Below are 16,876 nucleotides of genomic sequence, written 5' to 3' on the forward strand. Positions count from 1 at the left end.
CGATATCTGGTGGCGGTTGGTCCGCAGCAGGTTGGATGGAACCAAGCTGCAAATCTGCCGTTTGGCCTCATCAACGAAACACGTGCCAAAGGCGAGACGTACTTCGCAATGTGTCGCGCAGCCAAAATCGGGGAGCCGGAGTATGACCAATATGCCAGACGAAACAATTGACGGAGATCGGATAGGCTCAAGCACAGACAATACTCAGCGTGCCGATGAGCACAGTCCCAATGGTCATCAGGGCAGAAAGGACAAACGACAAGACGAAGCTGCCGAGCCGGGTAACAACCGTCCGCAAGAGGATCCGGCAGAAGGTTCGCGCGATACAGTTGAGCACGAGCTGGACAGGCAGAAACAGTCGGGTTCGGACGTACCTCACCGCGACGCGAAGCGCGCGCGGGACGATCTGCAGCAGGAGGTCGAGCAAGAGATCGAGCTGCCTCAACGAGGCTCGGCCTGACAGCGCCGATTTAGATTTGTTCGCCGAGCAGGATCCTCGCGTCCTTGGCCGCGACGATGAACGCCTGGCGCGCCACCCTTGGCGGCTTTTCGCCGCGGATAACAGCAAGGCAGGCTTCGATTGCAGCGAGTCGCGTCTTGGAAGCTGGCGCCGGCCAGTCCCTCAGCAGCACTTCAGCCGCGTCGGAGACCGACAAAACAACCCTGTCGCGATCGATCCGGCCAGGTTGAACGACAATCGGCTTTCTGAAACGTCTCGTACGCACGACACTCTCCAAAGCGGCGGTATGTTAGCCGCGTCTGATTTTCTTCGCCACCTCAAATGTTAATTGCAGTCGGCCTTGCCACTGCCCTGTCGATGCGAGGTTTTGCGATCTCACCACACCGCACAGTTTGGCGTAATACAAAGGTGGCGCCACGAAGGTGCTCTCCCAGCCACATTGTCGGCTGGATTTGGCGATCAGGTACCAGCTAGAAGCAGACCGACGCTGCTTCAAGGAGGCCAGGCAGCATTATGAAATCACTGATTGCAGGAGCGGGCTGCTTGGCTCTGCTCGTGACGGCATGTACCTCATCCCCCGAACAACAACACAGTGTCTCGAGCGCGGCGGTGAAATTGGCGGAGCCGCGGGTCGTGATCGAGGCCGACCCTGCGCCGCCGTTCACGTATTGGGCGCCGGAGGGTTCCACTATCCGCAACCATCCGCGAAATCCCGCGATTTGGGTCGCGCACATCGCTGGCCAGCCGCAGCGATACTATTACGGAGATCAGTGCCAGGCGTCCCGTTACCAGCATCTTCTCGGCCGACCACTCACTGCAATGCCGGATGCGCCGAAGGAAGCCGTCTGGCGTACCCAATGTTCGACATGCGCCCGCACCTCGGATCTAGGTTGGGGCCGGATGAACATCAGCTACGATGAGGACACCAGGACAATTGTCGAGATCGCCTGCGGGTGACCGACGATCTCTAGCTTGCCCATCGTCGCGCCGCGTTGGGGATACGCTAAGGCCATGGGCTGCTCGATGATCTATTTCACGGCCGACACACATTTCAACGATCCCCGCATACTGCGCATCGATCGTCGCCCGTTCGGTTCACTGGCAGAACACGATCGAACGCTGATTTCGCTGTGGAACGAAACCGTCGGGCCGGACGACGAGATCTGGCATCTCGGCGATTTTGCCAAGGGATCGGCCGAGTTCGTTTCATCGCTCCTGTCGTCACTTCATGGCCAGAAGCATTTGATTATCGGCAACAACGATGGCGCATCGACCATCGACGCCGGAGGCTGGGCCAGCACACAACACTATAAGGAACTGACGATAGATGGCAGGTTGCTGATCCTTTGCCACTATCCGTTTCGCACCTGGAATCAGATTGGCAAGAAATCGATCGATCTGCATGGCCATTCCCACGGCAGACTGAGCCCGGCTACACGCCAGTACGACACAGGCGTCGACAGCTGGGATTTTCGCCCGGTCACCCCTTTCCGCCATCCTTGCAAGTCGACCCCGGCGAACGGCCCTCCGGGATATTCAGCGCGAGTGATCGAAAACGCGCGACGGCTGTCGCTCACATGTTGGCATTCATTTCCGTCGGTTGAGATGCATTTCCAGCGCCTAGATTTGCCGCGAACTCTGCATGCAGTTCATTCTCGCGTCCGAGATAGCGAGGCGAAAAATGCATCGGCACGGCATGTTCGACGCCCGCAAGTCTGGCGATCGTGCCGGCTTGGGCTGCCGTGAGATGCCGTTTCGCGGCGGCCAGCCGCCGATCCTCGTGCAGGAAGCCCGCTTCGATAAACAGTTGGTTCGCACCGTGCGCAAGCGCAACGACACGCGCAAGATTTGCCTCGTTGAATGCGAGGTCGGTAGCATAGACGATCCTTTGTCCGGGCCCGGTCCTCAGGGCCCCGGCCCCGAGGAGTTCGCCGACCGAGATATGCCGATCGGCGGTTGGGGCGAGCGTCGTTTCCGGATCAGCTCCGCGCCGGACCGCACGCTTGGCTTGGTTCAACCAAGGTCCGACAGGCAAACCCAATGCTTTCAGCTGTGGCTTTTGCACATTGACCCGGATCTTTCCTGAAATGCGAATGCAAGGCATGGAACGCCGTGGTCGAGCATTGCTGCTTCGATACGGAAATCGGGATCATCGAGCAGGATATTGCCCTCGGCTGGATTTGAAGCAGTGTCCTGTCGGGCGAACCCCGCTCGTGCTCGAAAGAGGCGGGAATGACGAAATCCGGCCGGCGTCCAGTCGCAGGCTGCTATCATAAAGTCGTGGGACTGTTCGTCGAGAAGATTCCACGTGTATGCGTTGAGCTTGGCTTGCACCGCTTCGGTCAACCCAGGCGGGCCGAAGAAATGCACTGTTTTATTCCTGTATAGAAATAGCCTCAGGAGCCGATCGAAGCCGGCGAAGTGATCCATGTGCATGTGTGATACGAATACGTGGCTGACGCGCAGGATTTCGCGCGGCGAAAGTGGCGACAGATCGCCAATGTCGAAGAGCATCGCCCGGTTGCCGAAGCGGAAATCCAGAAGAAGCCCAGCGTCCGAGAAGCGGTCGTTGACCAGCCGCGGCTGAACCAGCAACATCACCGGATACACTCGATACTGTTTTCGAATTTTGCCATTAGGCGCTCATCTTCCGACAGGACCTGAACCGGACGTCTATCCTCTCTAATTGTGCGCTCTGGGTAGCGGTTCCCATGGATAGCGTTCGAGATGAGGCAGAAGACGGCGAGTCGGCCAAGCCACGCTGAACGTTCTGCCACATTCTGCGTTCTCTCCGTTCGGGGTGAGTCGCGGGGTCGCAACATCGGCACCGCAGCCATACGAGATATCACCAGAGACAAGCGAGATGACCGAGCACAGAGGCACTCAGCCGAGTGAGGCAAAGGGAACCGTGATCGCGTTCTCTGCGCCGGGCTGCGAACCCCTCTACGCTCACGAGCGAGAAGTCGTGGCTACCGTTGCCCGCACGATCGCGTCGCTCAAGGGATTTGCCTTCCGGCAGGATATGGGCAACAGCAACGGCGGCGGTGTGTATTTCGTGCCCGACGACAGCTTGCTTGCCGCCGATGCGGCACGGCTGGGTATCAACGGACCGCAAGACCTCTTCGGCGGCGTCGTGCCTTGGCGCTTTGCAATGACCAAGGCCATTACCCATGAATTGGTGGACGGCCTGGCCAAGCGACCGAAAGAATGGTCGGGCAGCTTCGGCAGGAAAGTCCGCGCAGCAGTATTGCCTGGCTATACTGTGTTTTCGCGGCACGACGCGCTGCGGGCAGGGGAGCGTCTGCTGAAGCTCGGGCCGGCCCGAGTGAAGCCACCGCTCTCCTCGCGAGGCCAGGACCAGCACATCGTTCGAACGGTCGCCGACGTCGGGAGACTACTTAAGCGATACCAATCCTGCGACTTGGACGAGTGTGGTCTGGTGCTCGAAGCGAACCTCAGTGACATCGTCACGCTGAGCGTTGGCAGAACGGAAATCGACGAAATGGTGGTCGCCTACTACGGCAGTCAACGGACGGCGATCGACAATGCGGGACGCTCCGTTTATGGCGGATCCGATCTCGTTGTCGTGCGCGGCGGTTGGGAAGCTCTCGACGACCTTCAGCTTCCTCGCGCACTAGCTTTGGCAACGATGCAGGCGAGGGCCTATGACGCGGCGATGGCTGACTATCCCGGATTTTTCGCTTCGCGGCGCAATTACGATATCGGCCAGGGTGTCGATTCGTCGGGCATTTGGCGATCCGGTGTGCTCGAAGCCAGCTGGCGCATTGGCGGCAGCAGTACCGCCGAACTTGCGGCAATAAAGATCATGAAGGATGACCCGGACATCCAACTCGTCCGCGCGTCCACAGTTAAGGAGTTCGGCAACACCGGCCGGCTGCCGGTGAACGCGGACGTTCACTTTCAGGGAGACGACCCCGATGAGGGCCCGATCACACGCTATACCGTCATCACCCATGCAATCCGGGAGCCCGCCAATCGCACCGGCTTATGAGTGTCGAATGTAGATCGCAAAACGGTTGCCGCCAGGGAACATCTGGGGGCGGCTTGAGTTGTTCGGGAGATCCCTGAAGCCAGCTCGAAGGAGGAAAAAGTGATCGAGGTTATTTCTGCTCCTGAAAACGTCGCCGCATTTCGGGTTGCCGGTACCGTGACTGCACAGGACTACGATAAAATCATTCCAGAGATCGAAGAGAAACTGAGCGAACATGAAGAGATCGGCGTCCTCGCCGATCTTACGGATTTGGAGGATATGACGGGCGACGCTTTGCGCCGTGACCTGCAATACGGCCTGAGCAAACTTGGCGAATTCCACCGCTTCCAGCGTGCCGCAGTGGTGTCCGAAAAACAGTGGATCAAGGCAGCTACGGAGATGACTGGCGCGCTTTTCCCGCAGATCGAGGCGCGGGTGTTCTCAAAGAACGAAAAGGCCCAGGCTCTGGAATGGGTTGCAGGTGTCCAATAGCGGCATCCAGCTGGTCATCTTCAGACTGTTTTAGGGAGCGGCCATGCCAACCACTTACAACAAACGGCGGGATTCGGATGGCCTGTGGGAGGTCTATGACGGCGAGAGCGAGGAAGCCGTCGTAGTGGACGGTATGCCGCTTTCCGGACTGGACGAAATCGAAGCCGACGAAGCGATCAGAAAACTCAGGCGGGGTGAGTTGACATCCGACAACATTCCCCCGACGGCTCAGTCCGGGTGGCCTCCGACCAAAGACGGCATATAATGGGTTCAGGCTATCTTGAGCCCTCCATCGTCCTCGGACCGAGAGCGGGACTGCTTCGGTGTTGCAAAACCGCGAGCCGCGTAAGCCGTTGTCCAAACCGCACTGGCGACTATCGCCATTATCTGCGCGCCAGTTCTTGCTGCGTTTTTCATCTGCCTCGAATATTCGGCCCCGGACGGAAGGGCCCTCATTATCCCCGGATCGCAACAAATCGCCGTGATGCGTCTCTCGCTGACAAGCGCGAGCGAGGTTGCAGGGGCGGCATTTCCAGTGCATTCTCGACATCGTCCATGACCAAGCAGTATCTCAATCATCAGTTGGAGTGCCCTTATTGCCTGACAATAAGGTTGCGGATTCCGGCCGACGCCGGTCCTGACGACCGGATCTTTTGCGACGACTGTGGCGAGTTCCTGGGAACCTGGGACGATCTGCTTACCGATTTTGAGAGGCAGGGCGGGCAGGACGGAGTATTCCGCCTCGACAAGGGTCGCATCAGGCGGATCGATTGAGCCCAAGCGAGGCAACCGTCGCCTCGGCGGCCTCTGCTCACCAGCATGACGCTTGCAGCGCCTGACCATGCGACGCGAGGCGCCGGAAAATTTTTGGCTATGCTGAATTGATGTGGAACTTGTTGCTGGCCGGTGGGGTTATCGGACGCCTTCACGTTTTAGGAAGGCTAGCTCCAACCCCAGCGGGAGACGACCATGGCCACTGCGAAGAAATCAACGAAAGCGGCAACCAAGGGTCTTGAGGACCTGTTCCTAGACGGACTGAAAGACATCTATTACGCCGAAAAGAAAATACTGAGAGCTCTGCCGAAAATGGCGAAAGGCGCAGAGTCGGAAGAAGTGACTGCCGCCTTCGAAAAACATCGCATGGAAACGGAGGGCCACGTCGACCGCCTTGAGGAAGTGTTCGAGAAATTCGGCAAAGCAGCACGCGGCAAGACCTGTCCGGCAATCGACGGCATCATTGAAGAGGGCTCGGAGATACTCGAAGACTACGAAGGTGCTCCGGCGCTCGACGCCGGACTGGTCGCGGCGGCGCAAGCCGTCGAGCACTACGAAATCGCCCGGTACGGTACTCTTATCGCCTGGGCAGAACAGATGGGAAAGGCCGACGTTGCCGCCCTTCTCAAGGCGACGCTCAAAGAAGAGCTCGCTACGGACGAAGCGCTGACGGGCCTGGGCGAGGGCGGTGTCAACCAGCGTGCTCTTGAAGCGGCCGCGTAGTCCCGTATGCCACCGATTTGCGGAGCCTGGGCAATGGATCGCCCAGGGCTCCGCTTCGAAGATGCAGGCACGGCTTAGTTATTTGTTGTCCCGGCGCCGTTCTTTTTGACACTGCTGCAGAATTCAGGATGGCTGTTGGCGGCATTGGCGTTTGCCGCCTCCTCATCGCAGACTTTTGTCATCGCCGTGCGGTCCTCGTCCGTCAGCGCTTTCCATGCCTTCGTGAACTCGTCGTCGGACCGCAGAGTCGTCATGCTGGAGTCTGTATAGAACGGCTGCATCTTTGCGGGGTCATCCAAGGCAGACGTACCCGTGTCGGCGCCTGCCGCGAGAGAAACGCCGCTTATCATCGAAAGCGCCATCGCGCCTAAACAGATCATCTTATAGTTCATGGCAAGACCCTTTCCGTTGATTAACGACCGCTAATGCAGCGACCTGCTGGCAAACGGCGAGTTTCAAAAAAGGTTCCTGTTCCACTTGTCGGCAATCCGCGTGGCCGTTCGGTGCATCCGGCCCTGTCCGCCACTGTCAATGCGGCATGGCCTGCCGACGGAACAAAGCGCCTGCTTGGCCGGATGAATGGAACATCTGCCGACAATTGCCGTTGATAATGCTCACCAGGCGAAAGGGGCGCATATGTCAAAACTTCAGGCGGCAACTCCAGAGGACTTGCAACGGCTTAAGCTTGAGGCGTCGGCTTACTTTGGCCCGAAAATGCTCAAAGAGGCACTGTTGCGCCTTTGCCGGGCTTGCGGAAGCGATAGCCTTGGCCGGTTCGAGAAAACAATGGTCGATCAGATCGAGGCAATGCAAGATGATGATAAAGCCAACTTCGAAACACTGAAGGAATTCGGCATCGAACAGCTTTATGCCTGTGTTCGAGAGGTCAAGTCTTCACCCGACATGAAACAGCCGCTGGAGGACACCGAAACCCGAAGGACGCCTGGTCGATCGCAGAAGCCGGAAACCCTGGAAGACCAGCTGCAGGCCGGCCTTGAGGATTCCTTCCCGGCGAGCGACCCGCCTGCCGTGGTGTCCACAGCGATACCCGGCGGGTTGAAAAAGCTTGTCGGGACTGATGAAGTTTTGAAAAAGCGGCGAGAGGAGGGCGGCTGAGACGAACAGCCGGTCATAGATATCCGAGTGGAAGGGATGCTTCCGCCCAGTTGGTTGCCGCGACTCCAAACAGACGGCCGGAATGCACCGGCCTCAGAGCTTGACGGCTGCCTCTCGCGCCCACAGCCGCAACCTCCGGCAGGCCTGTACAAATTCCTCAGCTGCCTCTTTTGATTCCAGCCTTATCAGCCCTTCGTCCGCATCCGCATCGACACCTGCCTTGGCCAGCAGCGGTTCGGCTCCCGACGTGAAACCGATGAATTTGCAATGCGCGAAGGCGTCGGAGACGAAATCCTTCGCCGCGGCTTCCTTGGCCAGCAGTTGGGCGCCCGGTTCCGAGAGCATAAGCACGACCGCGTCAAACAGGACCGATGGTCCGCCATCGATCATGTGCTTCGCTTCGATTTGCGTCCCGTCGGCCGCATCTACGCCGCCGACCTTTGCGGCGATAACCTCCATAACTGCGCCTTCCGTTTCGATCGCGGATCGGAGTTGCTCGAACAGCGCCGCATCCACCCCGTCGCTGACCAATACGCCAACCTTGCGGCCTCTGAAGCTCTCCGGTCCGTTTTCGATGATGCTAAGTGCCGGCGAGGGCTCCAGGTCGTCCCGTGGCGGCACGGCAGTGTCCGCCGGATTGGGCATCTTTCGCATGCCAAGCTTGTCGGCGACGTTGGCCGCCAGCGCCTCGTCGATGTTGAGCAGATGGGAGACCATTCGCTCACGGATTGCCGGTGTCTGGACCTTGCTCAGCTCGAACGTCAAAGCCATGGCGATGTGGCGTTGTTCCGGAGGCGTCTGGCTGTTGAAGAACAGCCGCGCCTGGCTGTAGTGGTCGGCGAAGCTCTCTGCCCGCAACCTCACTTTCTGCCCCTGCTCGGCATCGGCAAAAGAACGGAAGCCGCGCCGGGGATCTTCGCGCGGACCCATGCCCCACGAATTCGGCTCATAATTGGCGCGGCCTACCGGGTTATGCATGGCCATGTGCCCGTCCTGCTGAAAATGAGCAAACGGGCACTTTGGGGCATTGATCGGAAGGTGGGTAAAATTCGGGCTGCCGAGCCGCTTCAACTGGGTATCGAGATATGAAAAATTGCGCCCCTGCAGCAGCGGGTCATTGGAAAAATCAATGCCGGGCGGCACGTTTTGTGTCATGAACGCAACCTGCTCGGTCTCGGCGAAGAAATTGTCGGGCATACGATCCAGGACCAGTCGGCCGACGGGGATCGGCTCGATGATCTCCTCGGGAATGATCTTGGTGGCGTCGAGGACGTCGAAGTCGAATTTGTCCGCAAAATCCTGATCGAAGAGCTGCACGGTAAGTTCCCACTCCGGGAAGTTGCCGGACTGGATCGCCTCCCACAGGTCGCGGCGATGGAAATCCGGATCGGCGCCGTTGATCTTGACTGCTTCGTTCCAGACAACCGACTGCATGCCCAGCTTTGGTTTCCAGATGAATTTGACGAAAGTGGATTCGTCGTCGGCGTTGACGAAGCGGAAGGTGTGGACGCCAAAACCCTGCATGAACCGGAAGGAGCGAGGGATCGCACGGTCGGACATGATCCACATGATCATGTGCATCGATTCGGGCATCAGACTGATGAAGTCCCAAAAATTGTCATGCGCGGTTTGAGCCTGCGGGAAGTCGCGGTCCGGCTCCTGCTTGGCGGCATGGATCAGGTCGGGAAACTTGATCGCGTCCTGGATGAAGAAAACCGGGATGTTGTTGCCGACCAGGTCCCAATTGCCTTCCTTGGTATAGAGCTTTACGGCGAAGCCGCGCACGTCGCGGGCCAGGTCGAACGAGCCCTTGTTGCCGGCGACTGTCGAGAAGCGCACGAAGACCGGCGTCTTTTCGCCGGCTCGCTGGAAGATGTCGGCGCGCGTGTATTTGGCGAGCGATTCATAGGTTTCAAAATAACCGTGTGCGCCGTAGCCGCGAGCATGAACGACCCGCTCGGGAATCCGCTCGTGATCGAAATGGAAGATCTTGTCACGAAAGTGGAAATCCTCGATCAGCGACGGGCCACGCTCGCCGATCTTCAGCGTGTTCTGATCGTCGGAGACAGGGGTGCCGAGCGCAGTGGTGAGGGCGGGGATTTCGCCTTCCGCGGTTTGGTGAAGCTCACCGCCGCTTCCTCGCCCGACATTTTGGTCGCGACTGGTCGCGGGCCGACTTTCTGAACGTTGCCGGGATTGGGCCATGATTATCGCTCCTCGATGGATGAAGGCCGGAACCACCGGCTCAAGCCGTCGAACTGTCGGTGCGCGGCTTTGTTCCAGCAAAAGACTGCCGGCTTTTCTCGCCGAAAAGTGGCGATCGAAGTCACTGCCTGCCCACAAGGGCGGAACGTTCCCGTGACAATGGGGATCGGAGAGTAGGACCTGACAGGACGACCGGAAGCGCGCGCGATGTCTCAATCGAACCGGCGGGATTCGTCGCAACAGGAACTCGGTCGCACAGGTGCGCCCGTGCTTAGTTCGCCCATCCGAGATTTTCTAGCGACTTATTTCAATGTCCGGAACGATCCAAACCTTCATGCATTTAGCTAGGTCTACGTTCATCAACTCGTTCTTGCTGGGAGTTGGACCATTGTCCTCCAGGGGGTACGCCTTGGCCAACCAGGAAATGGATGAAGTTTCCATCGTTGACCTGATACCTGCCTTGCGAGCCTTCGCCCGCACCTTTTGCCGCGTTCCTGACGATGCCGACGACCTGGTTCAGGAGACGTTGACCAAGGGGCTCGCCAACATCGACAGGTTCGAGCCCGGGACTCGTATGAAGTCGTGGCTCTTCACCATCATGCGCAATACTTATTATACGCGCATCAAAGCGGCCGACAGGGAAAGACCCGGTCTGCTTGACTGCGCCTCTTTGATCCCGGTTTCGGAAGCTACACAGGAGTGGTCCGTTCAGAGCAAGGAAGTCTATGGCGCGGTCCAGAAGCTGCCGGAACATCAACGCGAGGTCCTGATGTTGATCGGGGTTCTTGGCGTCAGCTATGAAGAAACTGCCGAAATATGCGGTTGCGCGGTGGGGACGGTAAAGAGCCGCCTCAACCGAGCGCGCGCTGGCGTCCTGGAATACCTCGGCGAAAGTTCGCCGCAGACATTGGTGGAAAGACGCAATCACCTGTCCGAAGCGGAGGGAAATTTCGCGGTCGACAGGCGTCGATAATTAGTCCTCATTCTTTGTCTTGCATCGACGCTTCTCGACAAGCGCGTTCTGCAATTGAACTGCAAGGTCGGTCAATCGATCGGGAACCTTTTCCTGCTCGATCGCAGTCAGCAGAGATGCGATCTTCCGGTCTATTGCCAGCCGGTTTCGCGGGCTGATGGTATCGTCGCTCGAGCGAGACATCGTGTTCTCTTAACGAATTGGTCCCTTCACCAGTGTGGTGTCAGCAATCAGAGTTTGCAAGGATTCACGCGCCGTTCTCACAGTTAGCGCCGAGCCTTGCACAGCATTGTTTTCGAAGCCGCTGGTTCTTCGGGAAAGCGCATGCATTTCCCTCTCTTCCTCCCCGGCAATTTTCGTCTCTCGCGACTTCAGCCACTGGTCATGATTCGCGTCTGGGCGCAGCAGTCGGTCTTAAGACAGCCGATCTGCGGGGTGCTCCTGATCGGAGTTGATCCGACTGCCATTGAGCCAAATTCGGTCAGCGAGCCGTCGCTTCGACGGCCGAGATGATATCTCTCTTGCCGCCGCATGCCACTTCGTCCTCCTTCGGATCGTCGGCACTCACAGGTGCCTTTTCTATTTGACGCCCGAACAGTTATTGGCCCGTAATGTTCCGTCGGATGCAGCAAGAAGAAAGGCATTGCCATCCCAAAGCCGGAACGGCTTCTCGCCGTTCACCACCATTTGCATGCCGTGGACTTTGGCGAGGCGGTGAACATCGGCGCGATCCAGCGCCGGCGATCCGCGATAGGAGTAATTCAGAAGTGCCGCCATGCCTGACGTCTTCAGAACACGCGCAATCTCCTTGAAATACCGCTCCGCCAAGCCGGCCAGCACCAGATAGGGGAAGCTGTCGACAGCCAGCACGCAATCGAAGCTTGCATTGCCGAAATCGGCAAGATCGAGACCGGAGGTCGGCCGCACTTCCACATTGCGCAAACTGGCACATCGCTGACGAGCGATCGAAATCATCTTTGAGGATATGTCGATGCCGACGATCCGGTGCGCCGCGCTGGAAAGCGCGCTTTCGAAACGCCCGATGCCACAACCGATGTCCAGAATATCACGATCGGTGCCGGTGAAGCCCTGTGCTGCCAGCCACGCTACCACCTCGTCGGTGGCTGCGGCGAGGTTCTCCTCATCTCCCAACGAAGAAAGCTGAACGCTCGCCGCCAGCGAAATCGCCGCCGCGGCATCAAAGCCGGAGGCCAGCCGCCTGACGACGGCTGCATCCGTTTCCTCCTCATGACGTTCGTGGCGAACGGCCGCGCCTGTTTCACGCAGCATGGCAAAGATGTCAGGCCTGTGACGCAGCAGCTCGGAGATCCGCTCCAGTCTGTCGCGTTTTCGAACGTCGGCGGAATACATGCCCAGCGCCACATCGGCCAATTCTGCCGCATCGATCCCCGTCTCGAAGCGAAGCGCCAGTCTGGCAATGACGGCTTCGACGCAGGCGCCGTCGGCCATGCACTCATCGAGCACCATTCTTGCTGTCGACGCCTGTGGCGATGGTTTTCGTCCAGTCGCGCTCATTGAGCCATGCCCCGCGTCCAGACCCTTCGCATCGTCCATTGGTCGACGGCACCCCAACCATACTTGTAGGTTTCCTGGCCGCGCAGAAAATCGAACTCCCGCGCCCCTTCACGAGCCGCCTCGGCAATCGCGTGACCGATCAGGATTGCGCCGGGGCTTTCCTCTGCATGGGCCGGATCAAAACCGCCGAGATAGGCATAGGCCCGGTGCCGATGGTGAAATCCGTAATAGGCGCCGACGACCGCATCGTCGATGGCGACAAGCCAGCATCGGGCAAGGCCTTGTGCGGCAAGCAGAGGAAGCGCCTGACGATGGAATTCTTCTGCAGCCGGATCGGCCAGCACGCCGTCGCCGTGCCCGGCCCAACGCGCACCGTGAAGGCGGATCAGGTGATCGAAGAATGCTTTGGGATCGGCATGCGCCGGCATGATGGAGACGCAGCCGCGCCTGCATGCGGCTTTATGCGCGCGGCGTAGCTGGCGTCTTCTCCGCGCCGGAATGCAGACCGCAAGCGCATCGTCACCGGCGATCGGGAGCACGGGACAAGCCGCATGATCGATGAGTTCACCCGCCTCCAGCGCAGGGTGCGTAATGGCGAAACCCGCAGCACCGGCCGGTAGGTCCGGCAAAATCCATTGTGACCACTCGATCGCGAGAGCCCGGTCGGCGATGGCGGCGGCGACCGCCGCTTCGATGCCGGGGGAACACAGGACATCCAGATAGTCGCTCAACGAAATCCCGACCGGAAGCAGTCGCGGACCGGAAGACTTATTCTCCAGGTAGAACGGCGCCAATCCCACCAGATCGTCGCCACGCCAGACGGCGATCGCCGCCAGCTCTCCCGGCGCGAATGCGCGCCACCACGGTATTAGCCAGGCGGGGCATTGGAACGGCGTCGCCGTCCGGCTGTGCGCCCACAGCTCCCACCAGCGCGGCGCCAGAGCCTCGAAGGCGGCCGCATCGTCGATGATCTCGGAGCGGAACACGAAGACGCACTCACTGCGCCGTCGCGAGGCGCCTACGGCTGGCGCCAAGTCCTGCCAGCGCATGATAGGCGTCCAGATAAGACGAAATCATGCGATCGAGCGAAAAGCGCCGGCGCGCCTCGGCCCGGCATGTCTCGGCGTCCAGGCTGGTTGCTGCGACGATGGCGTCAGCCATCTGGTCGACGTCGTTTACCAGAAATCCCGTCTTGCCGTGCTCGACCACATCCGGCAGCGCGCCATTTGGAAAGGCGACGACCGGCGTACCGCAGGCCAGCGCCTCCATCGCGACCAGCGAGCTGGTTTCCGCGGCTAGGCTGGGAATGACCAGGCAGCGGGCGGCATTGAGAAAGCGCCGCTTCGCGGTGAAGCCGAGCGGACCGAGGAAGCGGCGCCGCTTGTCGAGACGCGGCTGGACTTGGTCACGAAAGTACAGCGTGTGCGTTTCATAAGGGTAGACCTTGCCGCCGATGACCAGCGGCACGTCAGCCTGTTTGGCTGCGTCCAGCGCCAGATGGATACCCTTTTCCGGGCAGATGCGGCTGAGCACCAGCGCGAAGTTGCGCTTGGACTGCCGACCGCTCAGCGCGTCGATGTCGACGCCGTTTGGAATGGGGGCGACCAGCCTGGCGCCTGGTGGTGCGGTTCTCTGCTGGGCCTCTGAGACGGCATGAAGCCATAGATCGTCGCGTAGCGGGCGCAAAGCATCGGCCGGATACCAGTCGAGCGGCAGATGCAGGCTTACCAGTGTCGGACCATGATCAGGCAGGTAGGCATCAAAATCGATGCCGTGCAGATGGATCACGTCGATTGGCCAACGGGCGCGTGCGACTTCTATCGCGGCGCGGTGGGAGCGCTGTGCACGTATCTTCGCCGCATCGTCGAGCACGCCTGGTTCAGCAGGTGTCTCGATGAGGGCCCCTGCCGCTTTGGAGCCTTGGCAGCCGATCACGATCGAACCGTGTCCCGCGCGCACGAGTGCCTGATCGAGCGTCGATAGGACCTGCTCGGCACCGCCAACCGCATCCGGGCCGACTGGCGCGAGAGAGTAGGCGACATTGAGGACGGTGAGGGTCATGGCCGGTCGAGCCGAAGCTCCTCATACGCAGCCGCCGCGGCGTGGAGCCAAACCGCCGGCTCGAAGCCGAGCGGCAGTGCATCGTAATAAAGCCTGCCGTTGTTCGGCAGCGCCAAAAAATCATAGGCGGGCGCCACCCGGAAACGTTCGACGCGCGCTGCAAACGGCGCCAGCGTCCGTTGTTGCGTCCGGTGACAGGCCAGCATGCATTGCTTGCGTTCGAAAGCGGCTTCCGTAAGGTGCAGTTCGATGCACTCAATGTCGAGATCACTGTTGAAGTCCTGAAGGACCGCGCCCTCGCGTCCGGCGCAATAGAACGCCATTTCGATGATGGCCGGCGCCTGGCGTCCGTCGCGGCGCAGTAAATGGCAGGCCGCATGGACGGCAAAGGCGGTCGCGTCATGATCAGGGTGACCACCTTCATAAGGATGCGTACAGACGAAGCTGACATCGCGATCGGCCAAAAGGCCGATCAGTTCCCGTGCGAGCGAGCTAAGGTTTCCGGCGGCTTGCTTGTCGGGATAACCGAGGCTGATCAGTCCCTTCGACGGAAAACCCGCTGCCGACAACGCCGTCTCCAACTCCCTCTGGCGGGCCGCGGCGTAGTCCTGCCACGTCTCGAAGCCGTGCGCCCGCGCGTCGTCAAGATCTCGCGGCGCGCCGTCGGTGACATGAACGATGCGAGATCCGCGCAATCCGGCAAGATGCCCGCCGATGCCGATGGTCTCGTCGTCAGGATGCGCGACAACGATCATGATTTCGGCACCGTCCGACGAGTGCGGTGCGGTGCCTAGCAACAGAGCCGCGAATTCGGCAAGCGTTCCAGACCTGTCAGCTTGGCGTTGCATGACACACTCATGCTGCCGAAGCTCGCACAGATCTGACCGGCGAGACAGCCATGCCGGGAGCATAGCGACGGATCATCGTCGCACAGAATTCCGCGAACTCCTCCGGCACCAGCGGCGGACTGGTGTGATGCGGCATCATTCCGCGATGCTCGGGCGTGAAGCAGAAGGTGACGGTCACGTCGAAATCGGCCAGCGCTTCCATTTGCCGGTCGTACCAGTCCAGCGCATTCGGCCTGAAACTATCGGCCCAGGAAAGCCCGGTACGCAGACTGGTGACGCCCAAACGCTTCAGCCAGGCGACGGCGTCGTCCAGCCGGGGATCTTCAAAATGAAACCACTGCGCCAGTCCCATGGCCGGGGTGTAACGCAGGAATTCCTCGAGCGCGGGTTTGGGCGTGCCGTCTTCGCGCAGCAGGCCCATGTAGAAGTGGCGATAGTAGGAGGAGCCTTCCGCTTCGCGGTGACGCGTCGTTGCCCCCCATTCGCGCGGAAGGTCGTAGAGGCTATACCATTGGATGTGCGGCGCATTGCCGAGCAGCAGTTCGGCGGTCCGGCGCAAGCCCCAGAGCTGGACCTCCTCGGCACCGAAGCTCGACACGCCAACTTCGCTGACCCATACGGGAAGATCGGTGACGGTCGAAATCTCGCCGATCTTCTGCGGCCATTCCTGAATCTGCCAAAGGTTCCAGTCGAGCGGGAAGCCATGCACGCCGACGGCATCGACGTGATCCAGCACGCCATACTGCTTCATGAGCGCCATGAAATCGGCATCGATCGGCGAAATGCCGCCCAGGATCTTGGTCACGGCGGGGTTTTCCGCTGCGATCGCATCAGCGGCCAGTATTGCCATATTGGCGAAGCGGCTCCAGTCGGGGTCGAGTTCGGGGTCCCAATGGGACTTGTTGTTTGGCTCGTTCCAGATCATCGCGGCTTCAATCATGAAGTTGGTCCTTTCCAAGGGTAGACGGCGCCGCCGCCGGCCGGCTCATCGGCTGCGCGGCAGAAATAGACCTCCTGCTCCGGGTGCAGCACGATCTCGAAGCCGGCGCTGCGCAGCATCGCCTCCGTGCAGGCGCGATTGGGAACCCACCAGTTGGTCGGGTCGTCAGCATAGCGATGCTCGATGAAATGCAGCTTCGGAAACTCCGGTCGGTCGAACAGATCGTGTGTCCAGAAGGGATAATTCTCATCGAGTGCAGGCAGATCGGTGCTGCCGCGCTGCATGGACTGGAAGATCATCAGGTCGCCGGCGACGTGCTCGCGGATCAGGTCGAGAGCGAGCAGCGGGTGACGCAGGTGATACAGCACACCCATGAACAGGACGATCTCGAATTTCTCCCGCAGGGCGCCGACGTCGTAGACCGACAGCTGCTGGAATTCGATGTCGCAGTCCGCGATCTCGGCGGCGAAGCGCGCTTGCGCCAGATAGGCTTCATCGAAATCGATGCCGAGGACGCGGCCGGCGCCGCGTCGCTTCATCTCGATCGAGTAGAAGCCGGCGTTGCAGCCTATATCGAGCACGGCCTTGCCGGACAGATCGGCCGGAATGGCGTCGGCGAACTTGCGCCATTTGATCAATGGGTAATTGCCGAGGAAATGGTCGGGGGCGGTTTCGACGCCCGCCAACTCCATATTGTGGAACCACGGGCCCAGGGCATCGATGCGGCGGCGGATTTCGGCATTGGAATGCAGCATCG

Annotated in this window: 20 protein-coding genes and 1 pseudogene; 10 read left to right on the forward strand and 11 right to left on the reverse strand. The window is 60.0% G+C overall.

All coding sequences use genetic code 11. From position 1 onward, the window contains the following. The first annotated feature begins 142 nt into the window (after nt 1–142). A complete protein-coding gene (locus ABID19_RS25025) occupies nt 143–460 on the forward strand; it encodes a hypothetical protein (protein WP_354493581.1) in 318 nt (105 codons plus the stop codon). A 10-nt stretch (nt 461–470) separates the two neighbouring features. On the opposite strand, the gene ABID19_RS25030 is transcribed toward ABID19_RS25025, so the two are convergent. Continuing rightward, the gene (locus tag ABID19_RS25030) at nt 471–725 is read right to left on the reverse strand and encodes a DUF982 domain-containing protein (RefSeq protein ID WP_095486599.1); all 255 of its coding nucleotides are present in this window, start codon (nt 723–725) and stop codon (nt 471–473) included. A 248-nt stretch (nt 726–973) separates the two neighbouring features. Between ABID19_RS25030 and ABID19_RS25035 the strand changes: the two genes are divergently transcribed. Next, nucleotides 974–1,417: a hypothetical protein gene (locus ABID19_RS25035; RefSeq protein ID WP_354493582.1), complete on the forward strand. Its 444-nt coding sequence runs from the start codon at nt 974–976 to the stop codon at nt 1,415–1,417. A 66-nt stretch (nt 1,418–1,483) separates the two neighbouring features. Beyond that, nucleotides 1,484–1,945, forward strand: a pseudogene (locus ABID19_RS25040) (metallophosphoesterase family protein); the annotation flags it as partial. Between the two features lie 88 nt (nt 1,946–2,033). On the opposite strand, the gene ABID19_RS25045 reads toward ABID19_RS25040, so the two are convergent. Both ABID19_RS25045 and ABID19_RS25050 read right to left on the reverse strand, forming a co-directional pair. Next, on the reverse strand, nt 2,034–2,564 hold the full coding sequence (locus ABID19_RS25045) for an MBL fold metallo-hydrolase (RefSeq protein ID WP_354493583.1): 531 nt from the start codon (nt 2,562–2,564) through the stop codon (nt 2,034–2,036). Further along, on the reverse strand, nt 2,507–3,058 hold the full coding sequence (locus ABID19_RS25050; protein WP_354493584.1) for an MBL fold metallo-hydrolase: 552 nt from the start codon (nt 3,056–3,058) through the stop codon (nt 2,507–2,509). Before ABID19_RS25050 ends, ABID19_RS25045 begins: the two co-directional genes overlap by 58 nt. A 265-nt stretch (nt 3,059–3,323) precedes the next feature. Here ABID19_RS25050 and ABID19_RS25055 point away from each other — a divergent pair, with 265 nt between their 5' ends. The 5 genes from ABID19_RS25055 (at nt 3,324) to ABID19_RS25075 (ending at nt 6,440) form a co-directional block, all read left to right on the forward strand. Then, entirely contained in the window at nt 3,324–4,472 is a 1,149-nt protein-coding gene (locus ABID19_RS25055; RefSeq protein WP_354493586.1) for a DUF3182 family protein, read from the forward strand. A gap of 99 nt (nt 4,473–4,571) precedes the next feature. Beyond that, a complete protein-coding gene (locus ABID19_RS25060; protein WP_354493587.1) occupies nt 4,572–4,943 on the forward strand; it encodes a SpoIIAA family protein in 372 nt (123 codons plus the stop codon). Nucleotides 4,944–4,986: 43 nt separating this feature from the next. Continuing rightward, nucleotides 4,987–5,208 carry a hypothetical protein gene (locus tag ABID19_RS25065; protein ID WP_352929365.1) on the forward strand — a complete coding sequence of 74 codons (222 nt, stop codon included), beginning with the start codon at nt 4,987–4,989 and terminating at the stop codon, nt 5,206–5,208. A 290-nt stretch (nt 5,209–5,498) separates the two neighbouring features. After that, nucleotides 5,499–5,717, forward strand: coding sequence for a hypothetical protein (locus tag ABID19_RS25070; protein WP_095486378.1), 219 nt, complete (start codon nt 5,499–5,501; stop codon nt 5,715–5,717). A 195-nt stretch (nt 5,718–5,912) separates the two neighbouring features. Beyond that, on the forward strand, nt 5,913–6,440 hold the full coding sequence (locus tag ABID19_RS25075; protein WP_354493588.1) for a YciE/YciF ferroxidase family protein: 528 nt from the start codon (nt 5,913–5,915) through the stop codon (nt 6,438–6,440). Between the two features lie 74 nt (nt 6,441–6,514). Here the strand turns inward: ABID19_RS25075 and ABID19_RS25080 are convergent, their stop codons facing one another. Beyond that, the gene (locus ABID19_RS25080) at nt 6,515–6,832 is read right to left on the reverse strand and encodes a hypothetical protein (protein ID WP_354493589.1); all 318 of its coding nucleotides are present in this window, start codon (nt 6,830–6,832) and stop codon (nt 6,515–6,517) included. Between the two features lie 187 nt (nt 6,833–7,019). On the opposite strand from ABID19_RS25080, the gene ABID19_RS25085 reads away from it, so the two are divergent. Further along, entirely contained in the window at nt 7,020–7,556 is a 537-nt protein-coding gene (locus ABID19_RS25085) for a hypothetical protein (RefSeq protein WP_354493590.1), read from the forward strand. Between the two features lie 93 nt (nt 7,557–7,649). Here the strand turns inward: ABID19_RS25085 and katE are convergent, their stop codons facing one another. Next, complete coding sequence (gene katE / locus ABID19_RS25090) at nt 7,650–9,761, reverse strand: catalase (protein WP_354493592.1); 2,112 nt, start codon at nt 9,759–9,761, stop codon at nt 7,650–7,652. A 409-nt stretch (nt 9,762–10,170) separates the two neighbouring features. Here katE and ABID19_RS25095 point away from each other — a divergent pair, with 409 nt between their 5' ends. Further along, nucleotides 10,171–10,734: a sigma-70 family RNA polymerase sigma factor gene (locus tag ABID19_RS25095; RefSeq protein WP_354493593.1), complete on the forward strand. Its 564-nt coding sequence runs from the start codon at nt 10,171–10,173 to the stop codon at nt 10,732–10,734. Between the two features lie 579 nt (nt 10,735–11,313). Here ABID19_RS25095 and ABID19_RS25100 read toward each other — a convergent pair. The 6 genes from ABID19_RS25100 to ABID19_RS25125 are packed head-to-tail and all read right to left on the reverse strand — an operon-like array spanning nt 11,314 to nt 16,874. Beyond that, nucleotides 11,314–12,270: a class I SAM-dependent methyltransferase gene (locus ABID19_RS25100; protein WP_354493595.1), complete on the reverse strand. Its 957-nt coding sequence runs from the start codon at nt 12,268–12,270 to the stop codon at nt 11,314–11,316. Next, nucleotides 12,267–13,319 carry a GNAT family N-acetyltransferase gene (locus ABID19_RS25105; protein WP_354493596.1) on the reverse strand — a complete coding sequence of 351 codons (1,053 nt, stop codon included), beginning with the start codon at nt 13,317–13,319 and terminating at the stop codon, nt 12,267–12,269. Before ABID19_RS25105 ends, ABID19_RS25100 begins: the two co-directional genes overlap by 4 nt. After that, the gene (locus ABID19_RS25110) at nt 13,267–14,331 is read right to left on the reverse strand and encodes a glycosyltransferase family 4 protein (RefSeq protein WP_354493598.1); all 1,065 of its coding nucleotides are present in this window, start codon (nt 14,329–14,331) and stop codon (nt 13,267–13,269) included. Before ABID19_RS25110 ends, ABID19_RS25105 begins: the two co-directional genes overlap by 53 nt. After that, complete coding sequence (locus tag ABID19_RS25115; RefSeq protein ID WP_354493599.1) at nt 14,328–15,179, reverse strand: PIG-L deacetylase family protein; 852 nt, start codon at nt 15,177–15,179, stop codon at nt 14,328–14,330. Before ABID19_RS25115 ends, ABID19_RS25110 begins: the two co-directional genes overlap by 4 nt. Nucleotides 15,180–15,186: 7 nt before the next feature. Further along, entirely contained in the window at nt 15,187–16,119 is a 933-nt protein-coding gene (locus ABID19_RS25120; protein WP_354493600.1) for a glycoside hydrolase 5 family protein, read from the reverse strand. Then, nucleotides 16,116–16,874, reverse strand: a complete 759-nt coding sequence (locus ABID19_RS25125) for a TIGR04290 family methyltransferase (protein ID WP_354493601.1) — start codon at nt 16,872–16,874, stop codon at nt 16,116–16,118. Before ABID19_RS25125 ends, ABID19_RS25120 begins: the two co-directional genes overlap by 4 nt. Between the last annotated feature and the right edge of the window lie 2 nt (nt 16,875–16,876).

The sequence above is a fragment of the Mesorhizobium robiniae genome, assembly GCF_040545535.1.
In the GTDB taxonomy this organism is placed as follows: domain Bacteria; phylum Pseudomonadota; class Alphaproteobacteria; order Rhizobiales; family Rhizobiaceae; genus Mesorhizobium; species Mesorhizobium robiniae.

What these genes read in the sequence shown, in the direction of transcription:
- ABID19_RS25025 (WP_354493581.1), top strand. Translation starts at nt 143, where the DNA reads ATGACCAATATGCCAGACGAAACAATTGACGGAGATCGGATAGGCTCA.
- ABID19_RS25035 (WP_354493582.1), top strand. Translation starts at nt 974, where the DNA reads ATGAAATCACTGATTGCAGGAGCGGGCTGCTTGGCTCTGCTCGTGACG.
- ABID19_RS25045 (WP_354493583.1), bottom strand. Translation starts at nt 2,564, where the DNA reads ATGCCTTGCATTCGCATTTCAGGAAAGATCCGGGTCAATGTGCAAAAG.
- ABID19_RS25050 (WP_354493584.1), bottom strand. Translation starts at nt 3,058, where the DNA reads ATGTTGCTGGTTCAGCCGCGGCTGGTCAACGACCGCTTCTCGGACGCT.
- ABID19_RS25055 (WP_354493586.1), top strand. Translation starts at nt 3,324, where the DNA reads ATGACCGAGCACAGAGGCACTCAGCCGAGTGAGGCAAAGGGAACCGTG.
- ABID19_RS25065 (WP_352929365.1), top strand. Translation starts at nt 4,987, where the DNA reads ATGCCAACCACTTACAACAAACGGCGGGATTCGGATGGCCTGTGGGAG.
- ABID19_RS25070 (WP_095486378.1), top strand. Translation starts at nt 5,499, where the DNA reads ATGACCAAGCAGTATCTCAATCATCAGTTGGAGTGCCCTTATTGCCTG.
- ABID19_RS25075 (WP_354493588.1), top strand. Translation starts at nt 5,913, where the DNA reads ATGGCCACTGCGAAGAAATCAACGAAAGCGGCAACCAAGGGTCTTGAG.
- ABID19_RS25080 (WP_354493589.1), bottom strand. Translation starts at nt 6,832, where the DNA reads ATGAACTATAAGATGATCTGTTTAGGCGCGATGGCGCTTTCGATGATA.
- ABID19_RS25085 (WP_354493590.1), top strand. Translation starts at nt 7,020, where the DNA reads ATGGAACATCTGCCGACAATTGCCGTTGATAATGCTCACCAGGCGAAA.
- katE (WP_354493592.1), bottom strand. Translation starts at nt 9,761, where the DNA reads ATGGCCCAATCCCGGCAACGTTCAGAAAGTCGGCCCGCGACCAGTCGC.
- ABID19_RS25100 (WP_354493595.1), bottom strand. Translation starts at nt 12,270, where the DNA reads ATGAGCGCGACTGGACGAAAACCATCGCCACAGGCGTCGACAGCAAGA.
- ABID19_RS25105 (WP_354493596.1), bottom strand. Translation starts at nt 13,319, where the DNA reads ATGCGCTGGCAGGACTTGGCGCCAGCCGTAGGCGCCTCGCGACGGCGC.
- ABID19_RS25110 (WP_354493598.1), bottom strand. Translation starts at nt 14,331, where the DNA reads ATGACCCTCACCGTCCTCAATGTCGCCTACTCTCTCGCGCCAGTCGGC.
- ABID19_RS25115 (WP_354493599.1), bottom strand. Translation starts at nt 15,179, where the DNA reads ATGCAACGCCAAGCTGACAGGTCTGGAACGCTTGCCGAATTCGCGGCT.
- ABID19_RS25120 (WP_354493600.1), bottom strand. Translation starts at nt 16,119, where the DNA reads ATGATTGAAGCCGCGATGATCTGGAACGAGCCAAACAACAAGTCCCAT.
- ABID19_RS25125 (WP_354493601.1), bottom strand. Translation starts at nt 16,874, where the DNA reads ATGCTGCATTCCAATGCCGAAATCCGCCGCCGCATCGATGCCCTGGGC.